The sequence below is a fragment of the Brevibacillus brevis NBRC 100599 genome (assembly GCF_000010165.1).
Taxonomy (GTDB): Bacteria; Bacillota; Bacilli; order Brevibacillales; family Brevibacillaceae; genus Brevibacillus; species Brevibacillus brevis_D.
The window spans coordinates 5,694,735-5,713,748 of the sequence record NC_012491.1 but is presented as its reverse complement, the minus strand read 5'-3'; the positions used below and the strand labels follow the sequence as shown (position 1 = coordinate 5,713,748).

Sequence of the window (19,014 nt, the reverse complement as noted above, 5' to 3'; positions counted from 1 at the left end):
AACAAAGTGTTTTGTCATTGAAAATATTATAACTTTTCAGCTACATGCAATCGAAAATGAAAGGGTCTAGCGCATGACTGCGTTAGTCCCTTCCAACATTTACAACCGATTACAAATATTTTTATAACAGTCAAAAAAAGACCCCGTACACATTTCTGCGTATGGGGTGCTTTTTCAACTTCCCTTGCTCTTTTGATAGAGCTTATGAAGTAATGTTTCGATTACTGAGTAACAACGATGTTAGCTGGAACGGACAAAACGTTTCCTGCAGCATCTTTCACATCGATCGAAGTCAATGCTTTCAGAGAGATACCTTTTTTGATTTTGTCTGCATCAACTTCTGCAATTGTTACTTTAGCAGTATTTGTTGCAGTTGCATCAACAGCAGCATCTACATTCTCAGCAGTAGCTTGAGATTTACCTTCAATCAATACTTCGAAATCAACTTCTGTTCCACCCACAACAGCTTCAGAGAATGTCAAAGTGATTTCTTTTGTTCCAGTCAACTTAGCAGAAGTTACAACTGGAGCAACGTTCTCTTTCAGTTCGACTGTGTTAATGTGGAATGGCTCCATCACTTTAGTAGAACCAAGAGCTTTTACATTAGAGATGTTGATGTTACGAGTACCAGTGAATTCGTTAGAACCAGCTTTCAGGTTCAGAACAGCTACTTGAGTAGTTGCTCCATTTGCAGTTACTGCTGGCGACAATGTTACAGATTCAACAACAGCGCCGTCAATTTTGTAGTTAGCTGCATTCGTAGCAGAAGCTCCGTCTACTGCTTGGTCAAAAGTAACGTTTACTTTGTTGTTATCAGTACCTTGCTCAACAGCAGTTACTTTCACAACTGCATCACTAGCTGGCACACCATCTTTACCGCGGGTAAATGTCGCTTTAGCATCTTCTACAGCTACATCTGCAGCGCTAGTTACATTAGTGAACTTCAGGTCGAGGTTGTATGTAGCACCCTCAACATCAGTAGTTGTGTCGCCCAAGAGAGCATCCAGGTTTACGCGAACTACTTTCTTGTTAGTTGCATCTTGTTTTACTTCTGTATCAGTAGCTACAGTGATCTTGTTCGTGATATGGTCTTTTACGAAAGTACCAGTACCATTTACTTTACCAGTAGCAACTTTAACATCTTTATCAAATGTCAGTTCCAGATATTGCTTGCTATCAGTAGCATCAACCACTACATTAGAAGAAGCAACTTTCGGAGCTGCTGCATCTTTTGTGAACACTACAACTTTGCTAGTGTCTGCACCAACTTCACCGCTGAGGTCATTGAATTTTTTTACAGTGACTGTTTTAGCACCATCAAGTACAGCTGGAGCAGTTACAGTGTAGAGAGTAGCATCTGTTGCGTCTTTAACCACGTTAGCTGCATCAACGTCTGTTCCCTCGATGGAGATTGTTGGGTTTGCAGCAAGTTGCTCGGAGAACTTAACAGTGAAAGTAGTTGCTCCTGTTTGCGTAATTGCAGAAACTGTTGGAGCTACTCCGTCCAAAGCACCTTTAACCATAGTTACAGTTGCAGGGTTTGGAGTGAGCAGGTTGCCCGCTGTGTCTTGTGCACCAATGATTGTCGCAACTACTGTTTTGCCAGCTGCGATCTCAGAAGTCATAGTGAAAGTCACTTTATCAGCACCAGCGACATGATTGTTGGAAACACCAGCTGTAACTGGAGTACCATCAGCATATTTGTATGTTACAGTACCGATTTGTTTAAGTGGCTCAGAGAATGTAACAGTGAAAGTGCTAGCGGAATCTTTTACAGTGGAAACGATAGCTGGAGCAGTAGTGTCAGCAGCGAATGTTACAACTTCATCGTATTTAGCGAAAGCAGAGCCATCTTTAGCTTTGATACCATCGATAACTACGTTGTAACGCTTGGAAACTGCTTTTTCTGTAGTTACAGTCAAAGTTTTGCCGTCTTCGCTCAATTTACCGGACAAGTTACCAGCTTCAACGTTATCAATTGTTTTAATAGCTACAACGTTAGCGTCGAATGCACCGCTCTTGTCATCAGCAAACAAAGATGCAGCATCAACTTCTTTGTTGAATTTAACTTCAACAGTTGTACCGTTAATAGCACTAACCCTTACAATAATTTCTAATTGTTTACCAATTTCATCAAATCACGGCCTACCAGTATTTTCATAGGGTCCATGTTACCCATCATTTGTAGAAAAAAGGAATATAGATGTAGCTGATTGCTAAGTAATGGAAATCCCCACAATATGGAAGTGTAGTTTTGCCTTTGGAAGTTGAAGTTTTGAAAAAAAAGCAAATTAAAACTGGTAAAAATAAAGAAGGCCACTCTATTAACGAATGGTCCTTTAACCTAATAGTAGAAGATTATCTTTGTCTAGGATAAGTATTGGTTTTTGGTTGGTACGGAAAATGCATTTACAAAATTCCCTAAAATACCCACATTCAACAACGATGTTATCACTCATAAAGCGATACCTTTGCTCAAGGTGAAAACAGAGATATGAAAATCGCGATAGTGGAAACAGAAAAATACTACCAAGGATGCAACACTTGCGAATACAAGCAATGCCGGAGATGACGTTACTGATCAAATCACTTCTATAATAGAGGGAACTGAAAAAAAACGATTTGTCCAAGTCAAGGTACATCAAATTGAAGGTATGGGTGGGGGCAATATACCATCGAAGTAGTTGTAGGCGGAAGAGTCAGGAAGAATAGAACTCCAAATTAGCTTATTTATAAGCAAGGGCCTATCGCACTGGTGATAGGTTCTTTTGCTATGAACAAAAAAAGAACCAACTGCACAAGACAGTTGGCCAAAAAGAAATTCCCCAAGTTATTTGTTTAGACCCTTACATTTTATCAATAGTAAACAACGTTGTAAACTTTAACTTATTATGGAAATGTTATACATGAAAATGAAATCTTCAACGCCACGATTGCTTAAAACATTTTTCTTCATTAAATATGTGATGGAGACACGGTGAACGATCAAAGGTGTTTGCACGGTATAGACGGACTAAGAAACGGTCCTTGTGGTTGAGCTCAAATCAGGTTCTCCATTTTCGTCCCACCGCCTATGCTTCCATTCCTTGACATCCCCTGTTACGTACGGGTATCCTAACATAACTAACAGTACGAATGGGGCAATGAAAAGGTTGCAAAAGCCGTTTATTTTCTGCTTGGAATGCCAAGTTTTCTATGTTGCAAAAGGATGTCACTATGCTATAGTGGATGACGAATGTTACTATATATAGATGTAGAGAAAAGTTGGGAGCGACGATATGTTATCCTTCTTGAAGAATTTAATGGGGAAAAAACCGACAACCAATGAGGTGCGGGAGCAGGTGCAGGAGGAATCGATCCTTTCCGCTGCTGATACCGAACAGTCTCATCAGGAAGCGCAACAGGTACATGAGGATTCAACTGGCGTCATCACCACACTCTCGCTGCATGAATTGTGGGAGAAGCAGTTGGGGGCGCAAGAGAAATACTCGCTCTCCTTTATGGCTCAGGAACTGGAACCGTTGCAACCAGGAAATATTTCCTTGGCAGGGACTTCACTCGTTCCGCATGACGATGGGATTGAAGTGGTAGCATTCGTCCGGAACAGCACGGACCGTCCAATCAGCCTGAATGAGATGACGCTGGTGGTACTGTTTGGGGATCAGGAGCTGTTTACCCGCCAATCCTTTGATTTGAGTGAGCTCGGAGAAATTCCGCCGCGTTCTGCAAGACCGTGGTCGTTTGTATTTGCGAGAGAGCACTTTTTACAGGTTGAAGTTCTTCTCGTGAACTGGAAGATTGCCTTTGAGATGGCGCAGAAGAAGATGGTCCTTCCACAGCAGCTGGAGCTGGAAGAATCCTGGATTAAGGCGCTGACTGATGAACAAAAAACGTCCTTAATTGAATTAGCGAAGAACCTCCCCGCTCTAAAAGAGGGAGAAGTAAATATACAGAGTGTGCAGATTCGTAGAACCGAAATCGGTGCTCTGAATGTGATGCTTTTGATTCGCAATGGCTCTACTCAGTCGCTGTCCTTCGAAACGTTGCCGCTGGCGCTCTATGATGCAAGTGGGGATAAAGTGGCAGAAGGTCTGTTTGAACTAGGAAACCTGACTGTAAATGCAAATACGAGCAAGCCGTGGCTGTTTATTTTCCCACCCGAGAGCATTCAAAAGGAAGAGCTGGACTTGTCCCGTTGGAAAGTGAGCGTTCCCCAAGGAGCCTAATGCAAGAGAGCAAATTTGCATGGGCTAGTCAAAAAAGTTTATCATGATAAGAGAAGCTTCGTTCGTGTCCGGACGTTTGAGGAGGTAGCCTATGTTTTCCTTTATGAAGAATTTTTTAGGTAAGGATCAACAGGATCTGAAAAAAGATATTCAAGAAGAGTCTGCTATCGATGTCGCTGAATTGAAAAACACCGAGGTCGAAATGGAAAGCAACGAGCAACAGGAAGAGTCTGTTGGTGGAGTTGAAAAAATTCGTACGGAATTGTCCCTGAGCCCGATTTGGGAGAGCGAGCTGGATTCCGAGAAAAAGTATACGCTTCGCTTTTTGCAAGAAGAATTGCCAGAGATGCGTAAAGGCATGATTAGCGTAACGGGTTTCAGTATGATTCCCCAGCCAAATGGCATGACGGTAGCGATGTTCTTCCGTAACTCCACGAATAAGCCAGTGCGGATCAAAAACGTTGGGTTAGCGATTTATCTTGATGATAATGCGTTTGCAAGGATCAAGGTGGATTTGTCAGATATGGGCGCAATTCCACCGCATACCAGCCGTCCGTGGGAGGTATTGTTCCCGGAAGAGAGCTATCTGCATGAAAACTTCACCTTTAACCGCTGGAAAGTGGTTATGAAGGCTGGTAGAAATTCGCATGTATGGCCGCGTAATCTGGAGCTCGATCCTGAAATGGAAAGCCGCATGACCGATCGCCAAAAGGATCGTTTAGAAGCGTTGACGCAGTCTTTGCCAATGATTCCGATTAATACGGTACAGGTTACTGGATTCGACATCGGAATGACAAAGGAAGGACATTTGGTAGCAGCGATGCTCTTCCGTAATGGGATGGGCCATGAATACCGCCCAGATGAAATCAAGCTGACGATTGCTGATGCTAATGGTGATCTGGTAGCAACAGGTGTACTCGATGCAAGCAGCATTAATGTGAAGCCGGGTTACAGCCGTCCATGGATGATTGTATTCCCGCCAAATTTAGTGAAAAAGCCTGATGCCGACCTGAAAAGATGGACGCTTGAGGTAGAATAGGGCGCAATACTTTTGAGGTTGGGAAAGAGGAGGTTGACTTATGAGTTGGTTATTGGAAAATTGGTTTGGTTCCAAGGAGAGCTTGGAGCAAGTACGCGAAGATATTCATGAGAATCTTCATAGAGAGTTTTATTTGGGTGTATCCGGATTAGAGAATCCGCAGCAATCTGCGAATCGTGTGGAATCCAAGGAATTGTTTTTGGTGCTGAACGGTCCGTGGGATGATCAATTGGACGAAGCGGAGCATGAGCTCTTGCAATACGCGCATGATGAAATGCCTCCGGTTGTTCGTAACGAAGTAGGTATCATTCCTTTCTTTACACAGGTTACCAATGATGGTTTCTTGGTTCTTACCTACGTTCGTAATGCGACTGACCGCAGCATTTTGCTGCAAAGGCTTCCGTTGTCTTTGGTGACGGAGGATGGAGAGGAAGTCGCGAGAAAGACTTTTGATCTGATTACATCTGGTCCAGTGATGGAAATGTCCAGCCGTCCAATGGAATTCATGTTCCGCTGGGATGAATTCGACCGTATTCCTGAACAAGAGGTTCCATTGAAGCTGGCCTTTATCAAGCCGGAAAAGAACGAAGTAGAAGAGAATCAAAACTTTAATCTGGGTCTGAGTGCAGATGAATCGAAGCAATACATGCAGCAGGCTGCAGAAATGGCTCCGATTGCAGAGGGAGAAGTAGATTTGCAAGTCCTCGACATAAAGCCAGGTGAAGATAACGGCCTGAAAGTCATCGTTGCTTTCCGTAACGGTCTGGCAAAACGTCTGGAGTTTACTGAAGTGCCGATTATCGTTCATGATAAGGATGGCGATACCGTAGCACGCGTACACTTTACCCTGGAAAACATGAAGGTAGAAGCAAATAGCCATCGTGTATGGGTATTTGATATTCCGTTCTCCTCCATTAAAAAGGAAGAGGTAAATCTGGCGGAAGTTACTGCTTTTATTCCAAAAGCTCAGCAAAGAAAAAAAGAAAAAGCTCAGGTAGCACCTGAAGTGGAAGACAATAAAGGTTTGTTACAGTAAGGAGAAAACCCTTTTTGCCCATGGTGAAAAGGGTTTTGTTCTTTTCTAACGTTCCAAATATTGGCTAATCAGGGTTGCATGTCTCCCTTTTCATCCGCTATGCTAGGACAAGAAGATAAATACCTGAATTCCTTTTAGACTGCTGATTTTGCAGGGGAGAGAAGGAAGGACTGTTTTACATGAAAAAATCAGTGAACATGTCAGTAGCGACTGCGATAAGTGTCGCACTATTGATGGCAAACAACCAAACAATTTATGCTGCAGCACCACCAGCCTCGAATGACTACTATTTAAGTAACCAGCTTCACTTGAGTCAGATTAGAGCTCAACAGGCTTGGGCAGTCGTAAATAGTAATGAACAGATTATCATCGCGGTGCTAGACTCTGGTGCGGATTATAAGCATCCTGATTTGAAGGATAACCTTTTGCCGGGTGTGAATCTGGTCAATCCCGGGGGATCGGCCCAAGACGATAACGGACATGGAACAGAGGTAACTGGTGTACTGGCTGCTAGCGGGAATAACAGCATTGGTGTATCCGGTGTCTTGTGGAATGCCAAGATTTTGCCGATTAAAGTTTTGGCCAAAAATGGAGATACTACGGTGCAGACTCTTGCTAAGGGTATCAATACTGCCTTGGATCGTGGTGCCAAAGTCATCGTGATGTCGCTCAGCAGTATGTCCTACTCCAAGGAACTGGCGAATGCTGTGCAACGAGCGGAAAGAAGCGGAGCGGTTCTGATTGCAGCTAGTGGCAATGAGAGTAGCCGAGTGGCTTATCCGGCAGCTTATCCCACGGTGGTAGCGGTAGGGGCTGTAAGGAGTAACAATGAAGTGCTGTATCAAAGCAATACGGGACCTGAGCTTAACCTGGTAGCGCCCGGTTTCAATGTTTATACGACCAAGCTAGGGGGGAGATACGGTTCCTTTAGCGGTACTTCAGCAGCCGCACCACAAGTAGCGGGTGCAGCGGCTCTCATACTAGCTCGTCATCCCAAACTAAGTCCATTTGATGTAAGACAATTGCTTTATCAAACGGCTACGGACTTAGGGGAAAAGGGATGGGACCGGAAAACGGGCTACGGGTTGCTAAATGTCGACAAGGCAGTTAGAACGTCCTTATCCTATGACTTTTTAGAGCCGAATAATCAGACATACTCGGCAAAAGCGTTCCCGATCGAGTCTCAGATACGTGGAAATTTAGGACCAAAAGACACGATAGACTGGCTGAAGATGGACATCCCTTACGATGGGAAGGTCAGCTTCACAGCGTCAGTGACATCCGGTGTTTCTTCCGCGATGGCAGCTACCTTTTACCCAGAGAATCGTCCGCCGATTACGCAGTACTTTGGGAATGGAGATACGATTACTGTCCCGGTCAAAGCGGGGAATATGAATATCCGGTTAATGCGTAACGGAGGGGTCAACAACGCTTTTACCTACGTGCTGACGAGTAAGTTTACCATCAATCCGGACCGTAACGAACCGAACGATACGCAAGAGACGGCAAGGCCACTCGTAGGCAACGAAATCAGTGTAACAGGCAATTTTCACGATGAAGGGGATCAGGATTGGTTCTCCTACTATGTTCGTGAATACGGGCATTTGGATGTCGCTGTTAGTCCTGATAACAAGCGTGTCGATCTATTGCTGAGTATCGGTAAACAAGAGCTCGGAAAAAAGATGGTTGTCTGGGACCCTACCTACGATAATGGAACAAAAGACAATCCGACAGAGCGCGTCCAAAAAGAAGTGTCACCAGGCAAGTATTACATCCGTGTGAGTGAGTACAATCGCAATGCAGTGAATGGCGAATATCAGCTGGATCTGGGATACACGCCAGTAAAAAAAGATTTTAATGAGCCGAATGACACCTATCAAACAGCGTCTCCGTTAAGCGGTGGGACAGTGATGTCAGGCACGATACCGACAGCTACCGATTCCGACTGGTTCCAATTTACTGTGAATAGTGAATCGTATGTGACGTTCCGAGCGCCGTACATTCCTGTCGATAGCGGCTTTCGTTTCGCGCTCTATAGTGATCGAAACATGAACTATGCGCTTGCTTCGACGAATGAGGTAGCGGAGCTGTCTAAGCGAGGAAATGATATTATCGGTTTGCGTTTGCAGCCAGGAAAATATTATGTACGCCTTAATAGTGGTACTTCGTTCAAATATGAATCGTACCGACTCACGGTGACGCAGCAGAAATTGATAGCGGGTTATCGCGATATTTCGGACCACTGGGCGCGCTCAGAGATCGTCAGACTCAGCTCTCGCGATATTGTAAATGGGTTTAATGATGCGTTGTTCAAGCCGAATCAGGCAGTGACCCGTGCAGAGTTTGCGACGATGCTGCTTAAATCGATGCGTGCGACCGGTTCTAAGGTAGCGACTACCTATACAGGAAAAACGACCTTCAGGGATATGCCAAAGCGGCACTGGGCGTATCACAACCTAGGTGTAGCTTATCAATTGGGAATTTTGAAAGGGTACCCGAAGAATGAAATGAAGCCGGATCAGCCGATATCGCGTGCAGAGATGGCCGTAATGATCGCCCGGGCACGTAATGTGTTGATGTATAATCACGGTACCTCGAATTATCGGGATGTGCCAACGAGTCACTGGGCTTCTCCTGCCATCGAGGCTTTGACATCGAGAAATTGGGTTAATGGGTACGGTTCTTCCTTTAAACCGAATGGAAGAGCAACTCGCGCCGAGGTAGTGGTGGTACTTTCAAAAGCCTATCAATTATAAGTAAAATTTTTCCTATTGACATCTCTGAAAAAAACAATTATTCTATTATCCGTAATGGATACTCTTATCCAGAGCAGGCGGAGGGACTGGCCCTATGAAGCCCGGCAACCGAGCTAGAGCGGTGCTAACCAGCAGAACGGACATCTGTTCTGGCCGATAAGAGGATGAAGGAAGCAAAAAACGCTCAAACCTTTTCCTCCTAAAAATTGGAAAAGGTTTTTTATTTGCGTTTACGTAGATAAAATCCTAACTCGGCTACCACACTATTTGTATGAGGTCAAAGGAGGTATTTTCTCATGGCTTTGCAAAAAGGTCGTCGTCTGTTTACATCCGAATCTGTAACTGAAGGACATCCGGATAAAATTTGTGACCAAATTTCCGACTCCATCTTGGATGCGATCCTGTCCAAAGATCCAAATGCTCGCGTAGCTTGCGAAACTTCCGTAACTACTGGTTTGGTTCTCGTAGCAGGTGAAATCACTACAAACACTTATGTGGATATCCAAAAGCTCGTTCGTGAAACCATTCGTGAAATCGGCTATGACCGTGCGAAATTCGGTTTTGACGCTGACACTTGCGGTGTTATTACTGCAATTGGCGAGCAGTCCGCTGACATTGCACTTGGTGTAGACCAAGCATTGGAAGCACGTGAAGGCAAAATGACTGATGCTGAGATCGAAGCAATTGGTGCTGGTGACCAAGGTTTGATGTTTGGTTTTGCTTGCAATGAAACACCTGAACTGATGCCACTTCCAATCAGCATGTCTCACCAATTGGCTCGTCGTCTGACTGAAGTACGTAAAAACGGAACACTTGCTTACCTCCGTCCTGACGGAAAAACACAAGTAACCGTTGAGTACGATGGCGACAAACCAGTTCGTATCGATACAATCGTTATTTCTACCCAACATGCTCCTGAAACAACTTTGGAGCAAATCAAGCAAGATCTGGTTGAACACGTAATCAAACCAGTTGTTCCAGCTGAACTGTTGGACGCTGAAACCAAATACTTCATCAACCCAACTGGCCGTTTCGTAATTGGCGGACCACAAGGGGATGCCGGCTTGACTGGCCGCAAAATCATCGTAGATACTTACGGCGGTTATGCTCGTCATGGCGGTGGCGCGTTCTCCGGTAAAGATCCGACGAAAGTTGACCGTTCCGGTGCTTACGCGGCTCGTTATGTAGCGAAAAATATCGTGGCTGCTGGCCTCGCAGACAAATGCGAAGTACAAGTTGCTTACGCAATTGGTGTAGCACAACCAGTTTCCATCGCAGTCGATACATTCGGCACAGGTACCATTTCCGAAGAAGCTCTGGTGAAATTGGTTCGCAAACACTTCGACCTGCGTCCTGCTGGTATCATCAAGCAGCTCGACCTGCGTCGTCCTATCTACAAACAAACAGCTGCATATGGCCACTTCGGACGCAATGACCTGAATGTTCCTTGGGAGCAAACAGACAAAGCAGAAGTTCTGAAGCAAGAGGCTGCTCAACTCTAATATTCGAAAGACATAAAAAGAGCCTGGTGTTGCTACTGGGCTCTTTTTCTTTTAGGAGCAGAGTCATCCAATTATTGGGTCAATTGTTGCACAGGAATTTGTATGACTGTGTCGAATCTCCTAGTGAGGAAGTAGAGGAGGGGTTTTTTTGCCGAACAGAAGGCTCTTCCTGATCGTGTTTCTTACTTTTTTGTTTTTTATAGTGGCTATTGGGTTCTTAGGCGAATCTTTTCTGGAAAAAAAGAATAAACAAGAAGTGCAACCTTTTCCCCAAGTGGATACGTCTATAAGCATAAGTGAGACAAAAAATGCTGAGCCAAACGTCACACCAACAGAAGAAGCAGTGGTTCAAACGAAAAAGTGGTATAACAATCAGGTTGTTGTTTTGACGTACCATCATGTCACGGATCAATCGAATCAGCGGTATGTCATAGCTCCTGATCAATTTGCCCGACACATGAAATTTTTGCATGATAATGGCCTGAATCCGATTTCGCTGGAGGAGTTCCTGCGATTTATGGAGACAGGTACCTTACCGACTGAGAATGCTGTTTTGATTACGTTTGACGACGGGTATGAGAGTTACTACAAAGAAGCATTTCCGATCTTACGTACATACGGCTACCCTTCAGTGAACTTCGCGATTGCGGGGCGCTTAAGAGATGTAGCTGACCGAAAACGGGAGAATATGACGCCACCACTTACGCGTCAACAAGTTAATGAAATGATTCAATCGGGACTGGTTACAATCGGGTCTCATACGTACAGTCTGCATGAAGAGGAAGAAAGAAATGAGTGGGGCGATCTTGGCCCAGAAACAGCTCCGGTCTATCTGAAGGACTTGCATCGTTTAGAGGACGAAAAAGAGTACAGGGACCGCCTCTTTGTGGATTTTCGTATATCTCGCGTCAGCTTAAGCGATTGGATGAAGCAAGAGATCGAAGTCATCTCGTTGCCATTTGGATACACAAGTCCAATCGTACTGGAGACAGCTCGTGAAGCTGGCTACCGCTATGTGTTTACATCTAATCGTGGATTCGTAAAACAGGGAACAGATCCATTTGCCATTCCACGCAATGACATGGGACTGCGAGACGTAAAAGAAGAGCACCTCCAACAGTTGTTCACGAAGGCTAAAAATGAGTTTGAAGGAGAGCAATCATGAACAAAGCGATAGACATCAGCGTGCTGGACGGGGTGATCAAACGAACGATTGAAACCGTAGAAACGAGTAAAACCCAAATATTTGATATAGCTGAAAACGCCAGACAGCATGGCAACTCATTGAAGTTTGAATTACATGAACTTCGACAAGAGATTTCCAAAGTGATTCAAAAAGTCGATGCGCTTGAACTTGCATATCGCAAATCACGCAACAAGCTCGTCTTGGTCAGTCGCAATTTTCATATGTACACGGAGGAAGACATTCGGGTTGCGTATGAAGAGGCGAGCCGTATTCAGGTAGAACTGTCCATTTACCGCGAGCGGGAAAACAATTTGAAGCGCAGAAGAAATGATTTGGAGCGTCAACTGCGTACTTTGGAAGAAACGATCGTCCGAGCAGAAAAGCTGGTTTCTCAAATGGGCGTCGTGCTTGGTTACTTGACGGGTGACTTAAGCAAGATAGGCGAGGCACTGGAATCGGCTAAGCAGCATCAGTTGATGGGCTTAAAGGTAATCCAGGCTCAGGAAGAAGAGCGCAAGCGTGTCGCGCGCGAGATTCACGACGGGCCAGCTCAATCGATGGCGAATGTCGTGCTGCGTTCGGAAATAGTAGAACGCATGCTGAAGAACGAACGCATTTTGGAAGCGCAAATGGAACTCCACGAGCTGAAGGAAATGGTACGCTTGAGCTTGGCGGATGTTCGACGTATTATTTTTGATTTGCGTCCGATGGCATTAGATGACTTAGGGCTAGTACCTACCTTGCAAAAATATATTCAAACATGCGAAGAGCGAATTCAGTCTTCCATCGATCTGGTAGTATTCGGTGTGGAGCCTCCTTTGCGCAGTTCAGTAAAGGCGGCGATCTTCCGGTTAGTTCAGGAATGCCTGAACAATGTGGAGAAGCACGCAGGCGCTACGACCGTACAAGTGAAGCTGGAATTTGTACAAGATTCGTTAAGCCTTGTCGTCAAAGACGATGGGGTCGGATTCGATCTGGAAAAACGCATGGCGAATGGCAACTCTTTTGGACTCTTGGGAATGCGTGAGCGTGTACAGCTCTTAGAGGGCAGTGTCGAGCTGCAATCCGCTCCGGGAGAGGGAACCAAGGTTATATTCCAAATACCGATAAAATTGTGACGTGATACGTAAATAAGTACTGGGGGATGAACCATGGATAAGAGACAGCAAGAACTCCGCATTGTGATTGTGGATGACCATCAATTATTTCGCGAAGGTGTAAAGCGAATATTGGAAATGGAAGAAGATTTCAAGGTCGTCGGGGAAGGTGCTGACGGAGGAGAAGCCACAGTATTGGCGGAAGAGCACAAGCCGGATGTCTTGTTGATGGATATTAACATGCCAAACATAAATGGCGTTTCTGCTGCAGAAAATGTGATTTCGGTAAGTCCGTCTACTCGTGTGATTATGCTCTCGATTCATGATGATGAGGGATATGTGTATCGTACACTCCGAGCTGGAGCGTCTGGCTACTTGCTGAAGGAAATGGGAACGTCAGACCTCGTTGACGCTGTACGTGTAGTGGCGAGTGGTGGTGCATACATACATCCGAAGGTGACGGGCAAGCTGATTGAAGAATTCCGTCGTCTGAGCGAGCAGGAAGGGACGGCAGAGCGTAGCTTCTCTGTAGATGAATCGCAAGCCATCGATCCAAAAGTGATCGAGTCGCTTACCCGTCGCGAGCGGGAAGTATTGCAGCTAATGGCAGAAGGGAAAAGCAATCGTGCCATTGGCGAATTCCTGTTTATTAGTGAAAAGACGGTTAAAAATCACGTCAGCAGCATTTTGCAAAAGCTCAATGTTCAAGACCGGACACAAGCGGTTGTCATCTCCATTAAAAACGGCTGGGTGAAATTGTAGGAAGCGCTTCCGATTTGCACTCTGTTCAAGCCGTGCGGCATACCTTGATATAGGAGGAGGTATGACCGTGATGGAAGAGCTGATTGTATGGCTTTTGGCAGCATTTGGCTGCTCCTCTTTGTTGGTAATGATCGCGGAGCACTTGACCAATCGGACGGATACCGCGAGCGAGCTCCCGCATGAGCATTATCGGTTGCTGGTGCGCAATTCGGAACAGGTGCTGGAACGTGTAGTGAGGAGTCTGCTGTTTCGCTCGTATTGGAGTGGCAGACCGATCCGAATTACCTTGATAGATGATGGGTCTGACGATGATACGAAACAGATGGCAGCCGTCTTGATACGCTATCCGTACGGCTATTGTTTGGGTGACGTACAAGAGGAGATGGCGGCTGGAACCATCGTCATTGATCTGCGGGAGAATAAAGAGGGAGCATAAAAATTTGGTGAGCGTAAATATTACGAGCTGTCGACAATAGATCGGCAGCTTTTTTATTTTTCTAGGCCCTGATTCTGATTCCGAAATTTATTTGCTGGACCAGTCTGTCTTTTTGCACACTAAGAGCTAGAGGGCGGAGGAGTGAGCGTATGCGTGAGTATTTGCTTTATATCAAAGCTTGCGGCGGATCAATACCACAGGTGCAGACTTATGTTACGCCCAGCTTTTCTGTAGATCGTTCTTTTTGGCAGGAAAGAGAAGGATGTGTCCTGCATGTCATTGGGAAGACGTCTTCGCTTGCTCTGGCTTTTTCCTTGCGTGCGAAGGTAAATGGGTATTTGATGGATCAAGACAAACGGGTACTGACTGATAGATATGTAAAAGAGTTGAGGGCGATAGCGGTAAGTGGTGTGCGCGAAGCAAGTAGCTTATATGGGCGGGAAGTAATAAGTGTACAGGACCGCCGAAAGCACGGGTGGTTTTCTTGGGAGTCAGTTGAGGAGAGTGTGGAAGTTCCATATCAAGGTGGCAAAGAATCGGGGGAATTGCTGGATGCTCGGTTGAGCTATTCGAGTGGTCGCGAGCTTCTTCGAAGGAGCTCATCGAACGAGAATTCACAAGAAGCTGTTTTAAGCGAGATTTTGGATGGTCGTGCTCTCCTATGGGATGAAGTGGAGTCCTTGCTGAAAAAGCGAGGGGTGGAGGTGCATGATTTGTCCGCCATTTTGCATTCATTCGTGCTTGCAAACAAAGCGGAGTGGAGACCTGGCATTCGTTTTTCGGTCACAAAAGGATGGCGGCGCAATAGGCTGGAGTTGGTATGTGAACGCTGCGGAAGTGCTGGAGCGAAGGTGGAGTTTACTTACTGTCATACGTGTGAGCAAGGTTGCGCTTATTGCACAGCTTGCTTAGGGATGGGCAGGAGTAAGTGTTGCACACCGTATTTTTTAATGGATGTAGGTTCATACCTTTTCCGTGGCGCAGAACATTTGCAGAACGTGGCGAGATTGGAGTGGGCGGGGAAGTATTCGGTCGATCAATCACGGGCAGCTGAGCGAGCGCGTTGCTTTGTAGCGAATCCGAGACCAGGGCTGTCGGAATATTTGATTTGGGCAGTTTGAATAGCCCGTTATGAATACTAAAAATTCCACTCAATCTCCAACCTGTCTTTATGGATTGCAAGACGGCGAATTAGTTTTTGAACGATGGCCTGCCGATCAGGGAAAGCAGCCGATTCAAGAACAATTGCGTAATCTTGCAGTTGCTTGCGATTAACGCTCCGTGCAGCTCGTTCCGTCTGTGCGGCCTGTTGTTCTGCGATATCACGCTTTTCGTTGTTCAGTTTAGTGACTTGTTTGTCTAATACACTTTTTTCTATGCTTCCGTCAGCATATAGGTCAACTAGCCGCTCAAGTTTTTGGTCAATCTTCTTCAATTGCGTCCCATAATCAATTGCAACAAATTCACGTTCGGATGTTTCCTTTTCATCTGCGATCGTATAAAGGGCATCTTGTATAAATTTCTCTATTGCTTCTGAGCGCCAATTTTTGTTATGGCATTTCTCTGGGTATTCTGAGGGAAAGCGTCTTGCGCGACATGTGTAATAGCGATAGTGCTTGCCCTTGGCGCGGCAATGGTAAGACACGTAAGACTCGCCACACTCTCCACAAACGGCAAGTCCGGTTAGTAGTGCTTCTTTTGCTTTAAAAGCGTTGCGTCCTTTGTGCCGTGATAGGAGTATTTGTACACGGTCAAATTGTTCTTCTGTTATGATCGATTCGTGTTGACCTTTATAGTGTTTGTCCGCAAATTGGACATACCCGCAATAGAGCTTATTAGATAGAATGTCTCGATATCTGCGGAACCGCCAGACTGGATAATTAAGCTCTTTAAGGCGTTTTTGAACTTTGGTAATGGAAAGATACTGCTCGTAAAGATTAAAGGCTTCCTGGATGTGCTGAGCCTCTTCTGGCACGAGTACAAGACGCCCATCCTGTCTTTTATACCCAGCAGGGTCGTAGTCCCCTCCCATTCCTCGTAGTCCTTCTTCTGCACGTTTAATATGTCCCAGTCTCATTCGCTCCGCAATTGTTTCGCGCTCCAGTTGAGCAAACACAGCTAAAATGCCGATCATAGCTTTACCAAAAGGTGTTGAGGTGTCGAGTGCCTCGGTTAGTGATACGAAATCGACTTTGTTTTTCAAGAAGTGATCCTCAATTAGTGTCAACGTGTCACGTTGGGATCGGGATAGCCTGTCCAGTTTATATACGGCAACCACATCCACCTTATCTAGCTCCATTAGTAGGCGCTGTAAACCCGGTCTATCGGTATTTGAGCCAGTAAATCCAGCGTCTACGTAGACATCGTACACCGTCCAGCCTTTTGCTTTACAGAAAGCCTCCAACCGTTCACGTTGTGCCTCGATAGAGTAATTGTCTACCTGCTCCTGGGTGCTGACCCGTAGATATATGGCAACTTTCATGCCGTTCCCTCCATTAAGTACAAGATTTTTTTACTTTCGACACAATTCGACAACATTATACATAAAGCTTGTACTAAAATAACAACAACTAGAACGTTTGTTCGCTAAAACAGCCAGGGAGGAGTACAAGCACATGCAAAGATTTTTGTTAGATGAACAAACCGTGGATTTAGAAAAATTGCTAGAATACCTAGACCTTATGGGTGTGGATACGGGGGAGTTAGGGAGCTATCTTGAAGGCGTTAGGACTTCCAGCGTTTTAAAGTCATCTCCATAAGCTTGATCAAGTCTTCGGACTCCTCTTTAGATAAAACAGTCCCTTTGTATGAGAGCTTGAAGCTGTTCAATTTCTCAATTGGTATCTCGGCTAACTCCGATTCTTCATGTGAGTCGGGGCTTTTGCTTTTATGCTCATACAAATTTTCGTCTGTTTTACAAAGAAGGTAATCAGTAGTTACCTTGAAAATATCAGATAGTTTCCCAGCTATCTCCGCATTAAGCCCTCGTTTATTTCGCTCAATGTCATACAGGTATTGCGTTGATATACCTAGCTTTGCAGCGACTTCTGGCCCAGACATTTTTAACGACTTTCTTATCTCTCTAATCCTATTATGAGTACTCATATTTCCTCCCAAATAAAGCTATTTGCTGTAACAAGGTTATCATTCAGCTTGATAAAATACAACACGCAAATAGCTGTAAAATTAAGCAAAATAAAGCTTTTTGCGTAATTTAGTGAGATTATCGGCAATAATCACGCGTTTTGCTTGATTTTACGCATTGTTAAATAAAGCTAATAGCTTGATAATGTGATCAAGGAGGTGAACGCAACTTGAATTTTACAAAAGTTGTTTTAAACGCATTAGAAAAAACCAACATGAAAAAAACGGAGCTGGCACGGGCTACGGGATATAGCAATCAATACATTTACGATCTGCTTTCAGGTAAGCGTCGGTGGAATGAAGAAAGCATTAACAAAGTTTGTGGTGCACTTGGGTTCGAAATAGTAATCGAGAGGGAAGAGGACAAAGCCGATGGTGCCACAGTTTAAGCTTACAAAGCTAATAATTGATGGGTTTGAGGTAGACGCACCAGTTGGGTTGTCCGAATTGCTAAACAAGTCTGGTGCCTGGGGGCCGAGGGGAAATGTTGATCGATTAAATCAAAAGACGGAACGACGAAACGGTCGATTGGTAACTACTTTTTTTCTAAAGAAGTGAAGAGAACATTAATTAAAGTCGTTTACATGATTGGAGCTAAACTGGTTGTTCATCTTGAAAGATAAGATCGGAAGGACATCCTGTACCAAAGGGTGATGAGAGAGGGAACTCGTTACGGATGGATTACCAAATGTCTTGAGTTCATTCATAAATGCTGTGGCAGCACCTCCAAGTGTGAGATCGTCAGCGATTCTGTTGACTGACTTGAATTCCTCTATGGCGAGTGAACCAAGTGTAGGCGTATCTCCGAATGGGGTGGAAAGGGTGCCAACAACAATCGAATCCTCAGCAAGTTCCTTAATCGATTTGTTAACGTGTGGGCTTTTTATCCCTCACTTCTGCAAGTTTCCTTGCAGTTCAGCATATCTCATCACCCTCTGGTTCAGGGTGTCGGGCGCTCGTGGATGGTTTATTGGTAGTCGTCCTCACCATCTATGCGTTGCACCTTCCGAAGTACTTTTATCGACTTCCTTCGGCTTGGCTCATGGTTGCCATATCCTTGATAAGACTTAGGTTTTCCATGAATTCACCCGATGCAAAGCTACAAATTTCTTCATAGCAGGGCAATTTCCGTAACGAGTTTCTGTGAATTTCGACAGCGTAGGAGGAAAGTCCTGCCAGTCAATATGGAATTTCGAGGGGAGGTTAGCAAAGGCATGTACCGGATAACTCTACGCGAAGCCCGCTTGAACTGCCGAATGGAGCTGAAAGAAGTATCAGAGAAAACCGGAATTCCCGTTCGTACTCTTAAACGTTGGGAAATTGATAGCGGGAGAGCAGAGTATGAATTGGTTGATAAACTCTTAATCTTGTATGGGTTCATTTCTTGGAATCATATCCATTTCGGTTCAGAATCCGAACTGCTTGCACAAAGGCAAGCGGCAATAGCAAACACTTAAGAACCCGCATGAATTCGAAAGGAGGCTAAATAACGGATGAGACATGAGAATGTCAAGGAAACGCTGGATGGGGTGGATGAGGAGCAGCTTTCGATGATCGTATCTGCTCTTGAGGAAACAGCTAGACGCTATGACCAGCAGGGGATGATTATGGTAGCTCTCAAAATGCGAATTACTGCTGAAAAAGTAACGGAAATAAAAAAAGCTCGGGAGTCCGAACAAGCAGCCAAAATCCTCGGCCGTTTGGCAAAAAAAGAAAAGCCCACCTGCTATGAGCAGATGGGGTAAAACAGTCATTTCCAAAATTGTCTTGGCGGACCAAGGAAATGACAACCGTATCAACGGAGGACAAGCCTCGCTATTAATTATTATA

16 protein-coding genes and 1 riboswitch are annotated in these 19,014 nt (G+C 45.0%); of the genes, 13 read left to right on the top strand and 3 right to left on the bottom strand.

Annotated elements, in window-relative coordinates:
* Positions 1–221: 221 nt before the first annotated feature.
* On the bottom strand, positions 222–2,036 hold the full coding sequence (locus BBR47_RS27070) for an Ig-like domain-containing protein (RefSeq protein ID WP_015893584.1): 1,815 nt from the start codon (positions 2,034–2,036) through the stop codon (positions 222–224).
* 1,242 nt (positions 2,037–3,278) lie between these two features.
* Here BBR47_RS27070 and BBR47_RS27065 point away from each other — a divergent pair.
* The 10 genes from BBR47_RS27065 (at position 3,279) to BBR47_RS27020 (ending at position 15,161) form a co-directional block, all read left to right on the top strand.
* Positions 3,279–4,226 carry an accessory Sec system S-layer assembly protein gene (locus BBR47_RS27065; protein WP_015893582.1) on the top strand — a complete coding sequence of 316 codons (948 nt, stop codon included), beginning with the start codon at positions 3,279–3,281 and terminating at the stop codon, positions 4,224–4,226.
* Positions 4,227–4,317: 91 nt separating this feature from the next.
* Positions 4,318–5,265, top strand: a complete 948-nt coding sequence (locus tag BBR47_RS27060) for an SLAP domain-containing protein (protein WP_015893581.1) — start codon at positions 4,318–4,320, stop codon at positions 5,263–5,265.
* A 40-nt stretch (positions 5,266–5,305) separates the two neighbouring features.
* Positions 5,306–6,301, top strand: coding sequence for an SLAP domain-containing protein (locus BBR47_RS27055; protein ID WP_015893580.1), 996 nt, complete (start codon positions 5,306–5,308; stop codon positions 6,299–6,301).
* Positions 6,302–6,480: 179 nt separating this feature from the next.
* Positions 6,481–9,057 (top strand): S8 family peptidase, encoded by a 2,577-nt coding sequence (locus BBR47_RS27050; protein WP_041749687.1) that lies wholly within the window; start codon positions 6,481–6,483, stop codon positions 9,055–9,057.
* A gap of 61 nt (positions 9,058–9,118) precedes the next feature.
* A riboswitch (SAM riboswitch) is annotated at positions 9,119–9,220 on the top strand.
* A 133-nt stretch (positions 9,221–9,353) separates the two neighbouring features.
* A complete protein-coding gene (gene metK, locus BBR47_RS27045; RefSeq protein WP_015893578.1) occupies positions 9,354–10,559 on the top strand; it encodes a methionine adenosyltransferase in 1,206 nt (401 codons plus the stop codon).
* 148 nt (positions 10,560–10,707) lie between these two features.
* Positions 10,708–11,724 (top strand): polysaccharide deacetylase family protein, encoded by a 1,017-nt coding sequence (locus tag BBR47_RS27040; protein ID WP_041749686.1) that lies wholly within the window; start codon positions 10,708–10,710, stop codon positions 11,722–11,724.
* A complete protein-coding gene (locus BBR47_RS27035; RefSeq protein ID WP_015893576.1) occupies positions 11,721–12,863 on the top strand; it encodes a sensor histidine kinase in 1,143 nt (380 codons plus the stop codon). Before BBR47_RS27040 ends, BBR47_RS27035 begins: the two co-directional genes overlap by 4 nt.
* A gap of 33 nt (positions 12,864–12,896) precedes the next feature.
* Positions 12,897–13,604: a response regulator gene (locus BBR47_RS27030; protein ID WP_015893575.1), complete on the top strand. Its 708-nt coding sequence runs from the start codon at positions 12,897–12,899 to the stop codon at positions 13,602–13,604.
* Between the two features lie 61 nt (positions 13,605–13,665).
* On the top strand, positions 13,666–14,040 hold the full coding sequence (locus tag BBR47_RS27025; RefSeq protein WP_231850526.1) for a glycosyltransferase: 375 nt from the start codon (positions 13,666–13,668) through the stop codon (positions 14,038–14,040).
* Positions 14,041–14,189: 149 nt separating this feature from the next.
* Positions 14,190–15,161: a hypothetical protein gene (locus tag BBR47_RS27020; protein WP_015893573.1), complete on the top strand. Its 972-nt coding sequence runs from the start codon at positions 14,190–14,192 to the stop codon at positions 15,159–15,161.
* Positions 15,162–15,178: 17 nt separating this feature from the next.
* Here BBR47_RS27020 and BBR47_RS27015 read toward each other — a convergent pair whose 3' ends face one another.
* Entirely contained in the window at positions 15,179–16,522 is a 1,344-nt protein-coding gene (locus BBR47_RS27015) for a recombinase family protein (RefSeq protein WP_015891191.1), read from the bottom strand.
* A gap of 242 nt (positions 16,523–16,764) precedes the next feature.
* Positions 16,765–17,145, bottom strand: coding sequence for a helix-turn-helix domain-containing protein (locus BBR47_RS27010; protein ID WP_015891192.1), 381 nt, complete (start codon positions 17,143–17,145; stop codon positions 16,765–16,767).
* A gap of 209 nt (positions 17,146–17,354) precedes the next feature.
* On the opposite strand from BBR47_RS27010, the gene BBR47_RS27005 reads away from it, so the two are divergent.
* The 3 genes from BBR47_RS27005 (at position 17,355) to BBR47_RS26990 (ending at position 18,929) form a co-directional block, all read left to right on the top strand.
* Positions 17,355–17,573: a helix-turn-helix domain-containing protein gene (locus tag BBR47_RS27005; RefSeq protein WP_015891193.1), complete on the top strand. Its 219-nt coding sequence runs from the start codon at positions 17,355–17,357 to the stop codon at positions 17,571–17,573.
* A gap of 825 nt (positions 17,574–18,398) precedes the next feature.
* On the top strand, positions 18,399–18,641 hold the full coding sequence (locus BBR47_RS26995; protein ID WP_015891195.1) for a helix-turn-helix domain-containing protein: 243 nt from the start codon (positions 18,399–18,401) through the stop codon (positions 18,639–18,641).
* A gap of 36 nt (positions 18,642–18,677) precedes the next feature.
* Positions 18,678–18,929, top strand: a complete 252-nt coding sequence (locus BBR47_RS26990; RefSeq protein WP_015891196.1) for a hypothetical protein — start codon at positions 18,678–18,680, stop codon at positions 18,927–18,929.
* Positions 18,930–19,014 lie beyond the last annotated feature (85 nt).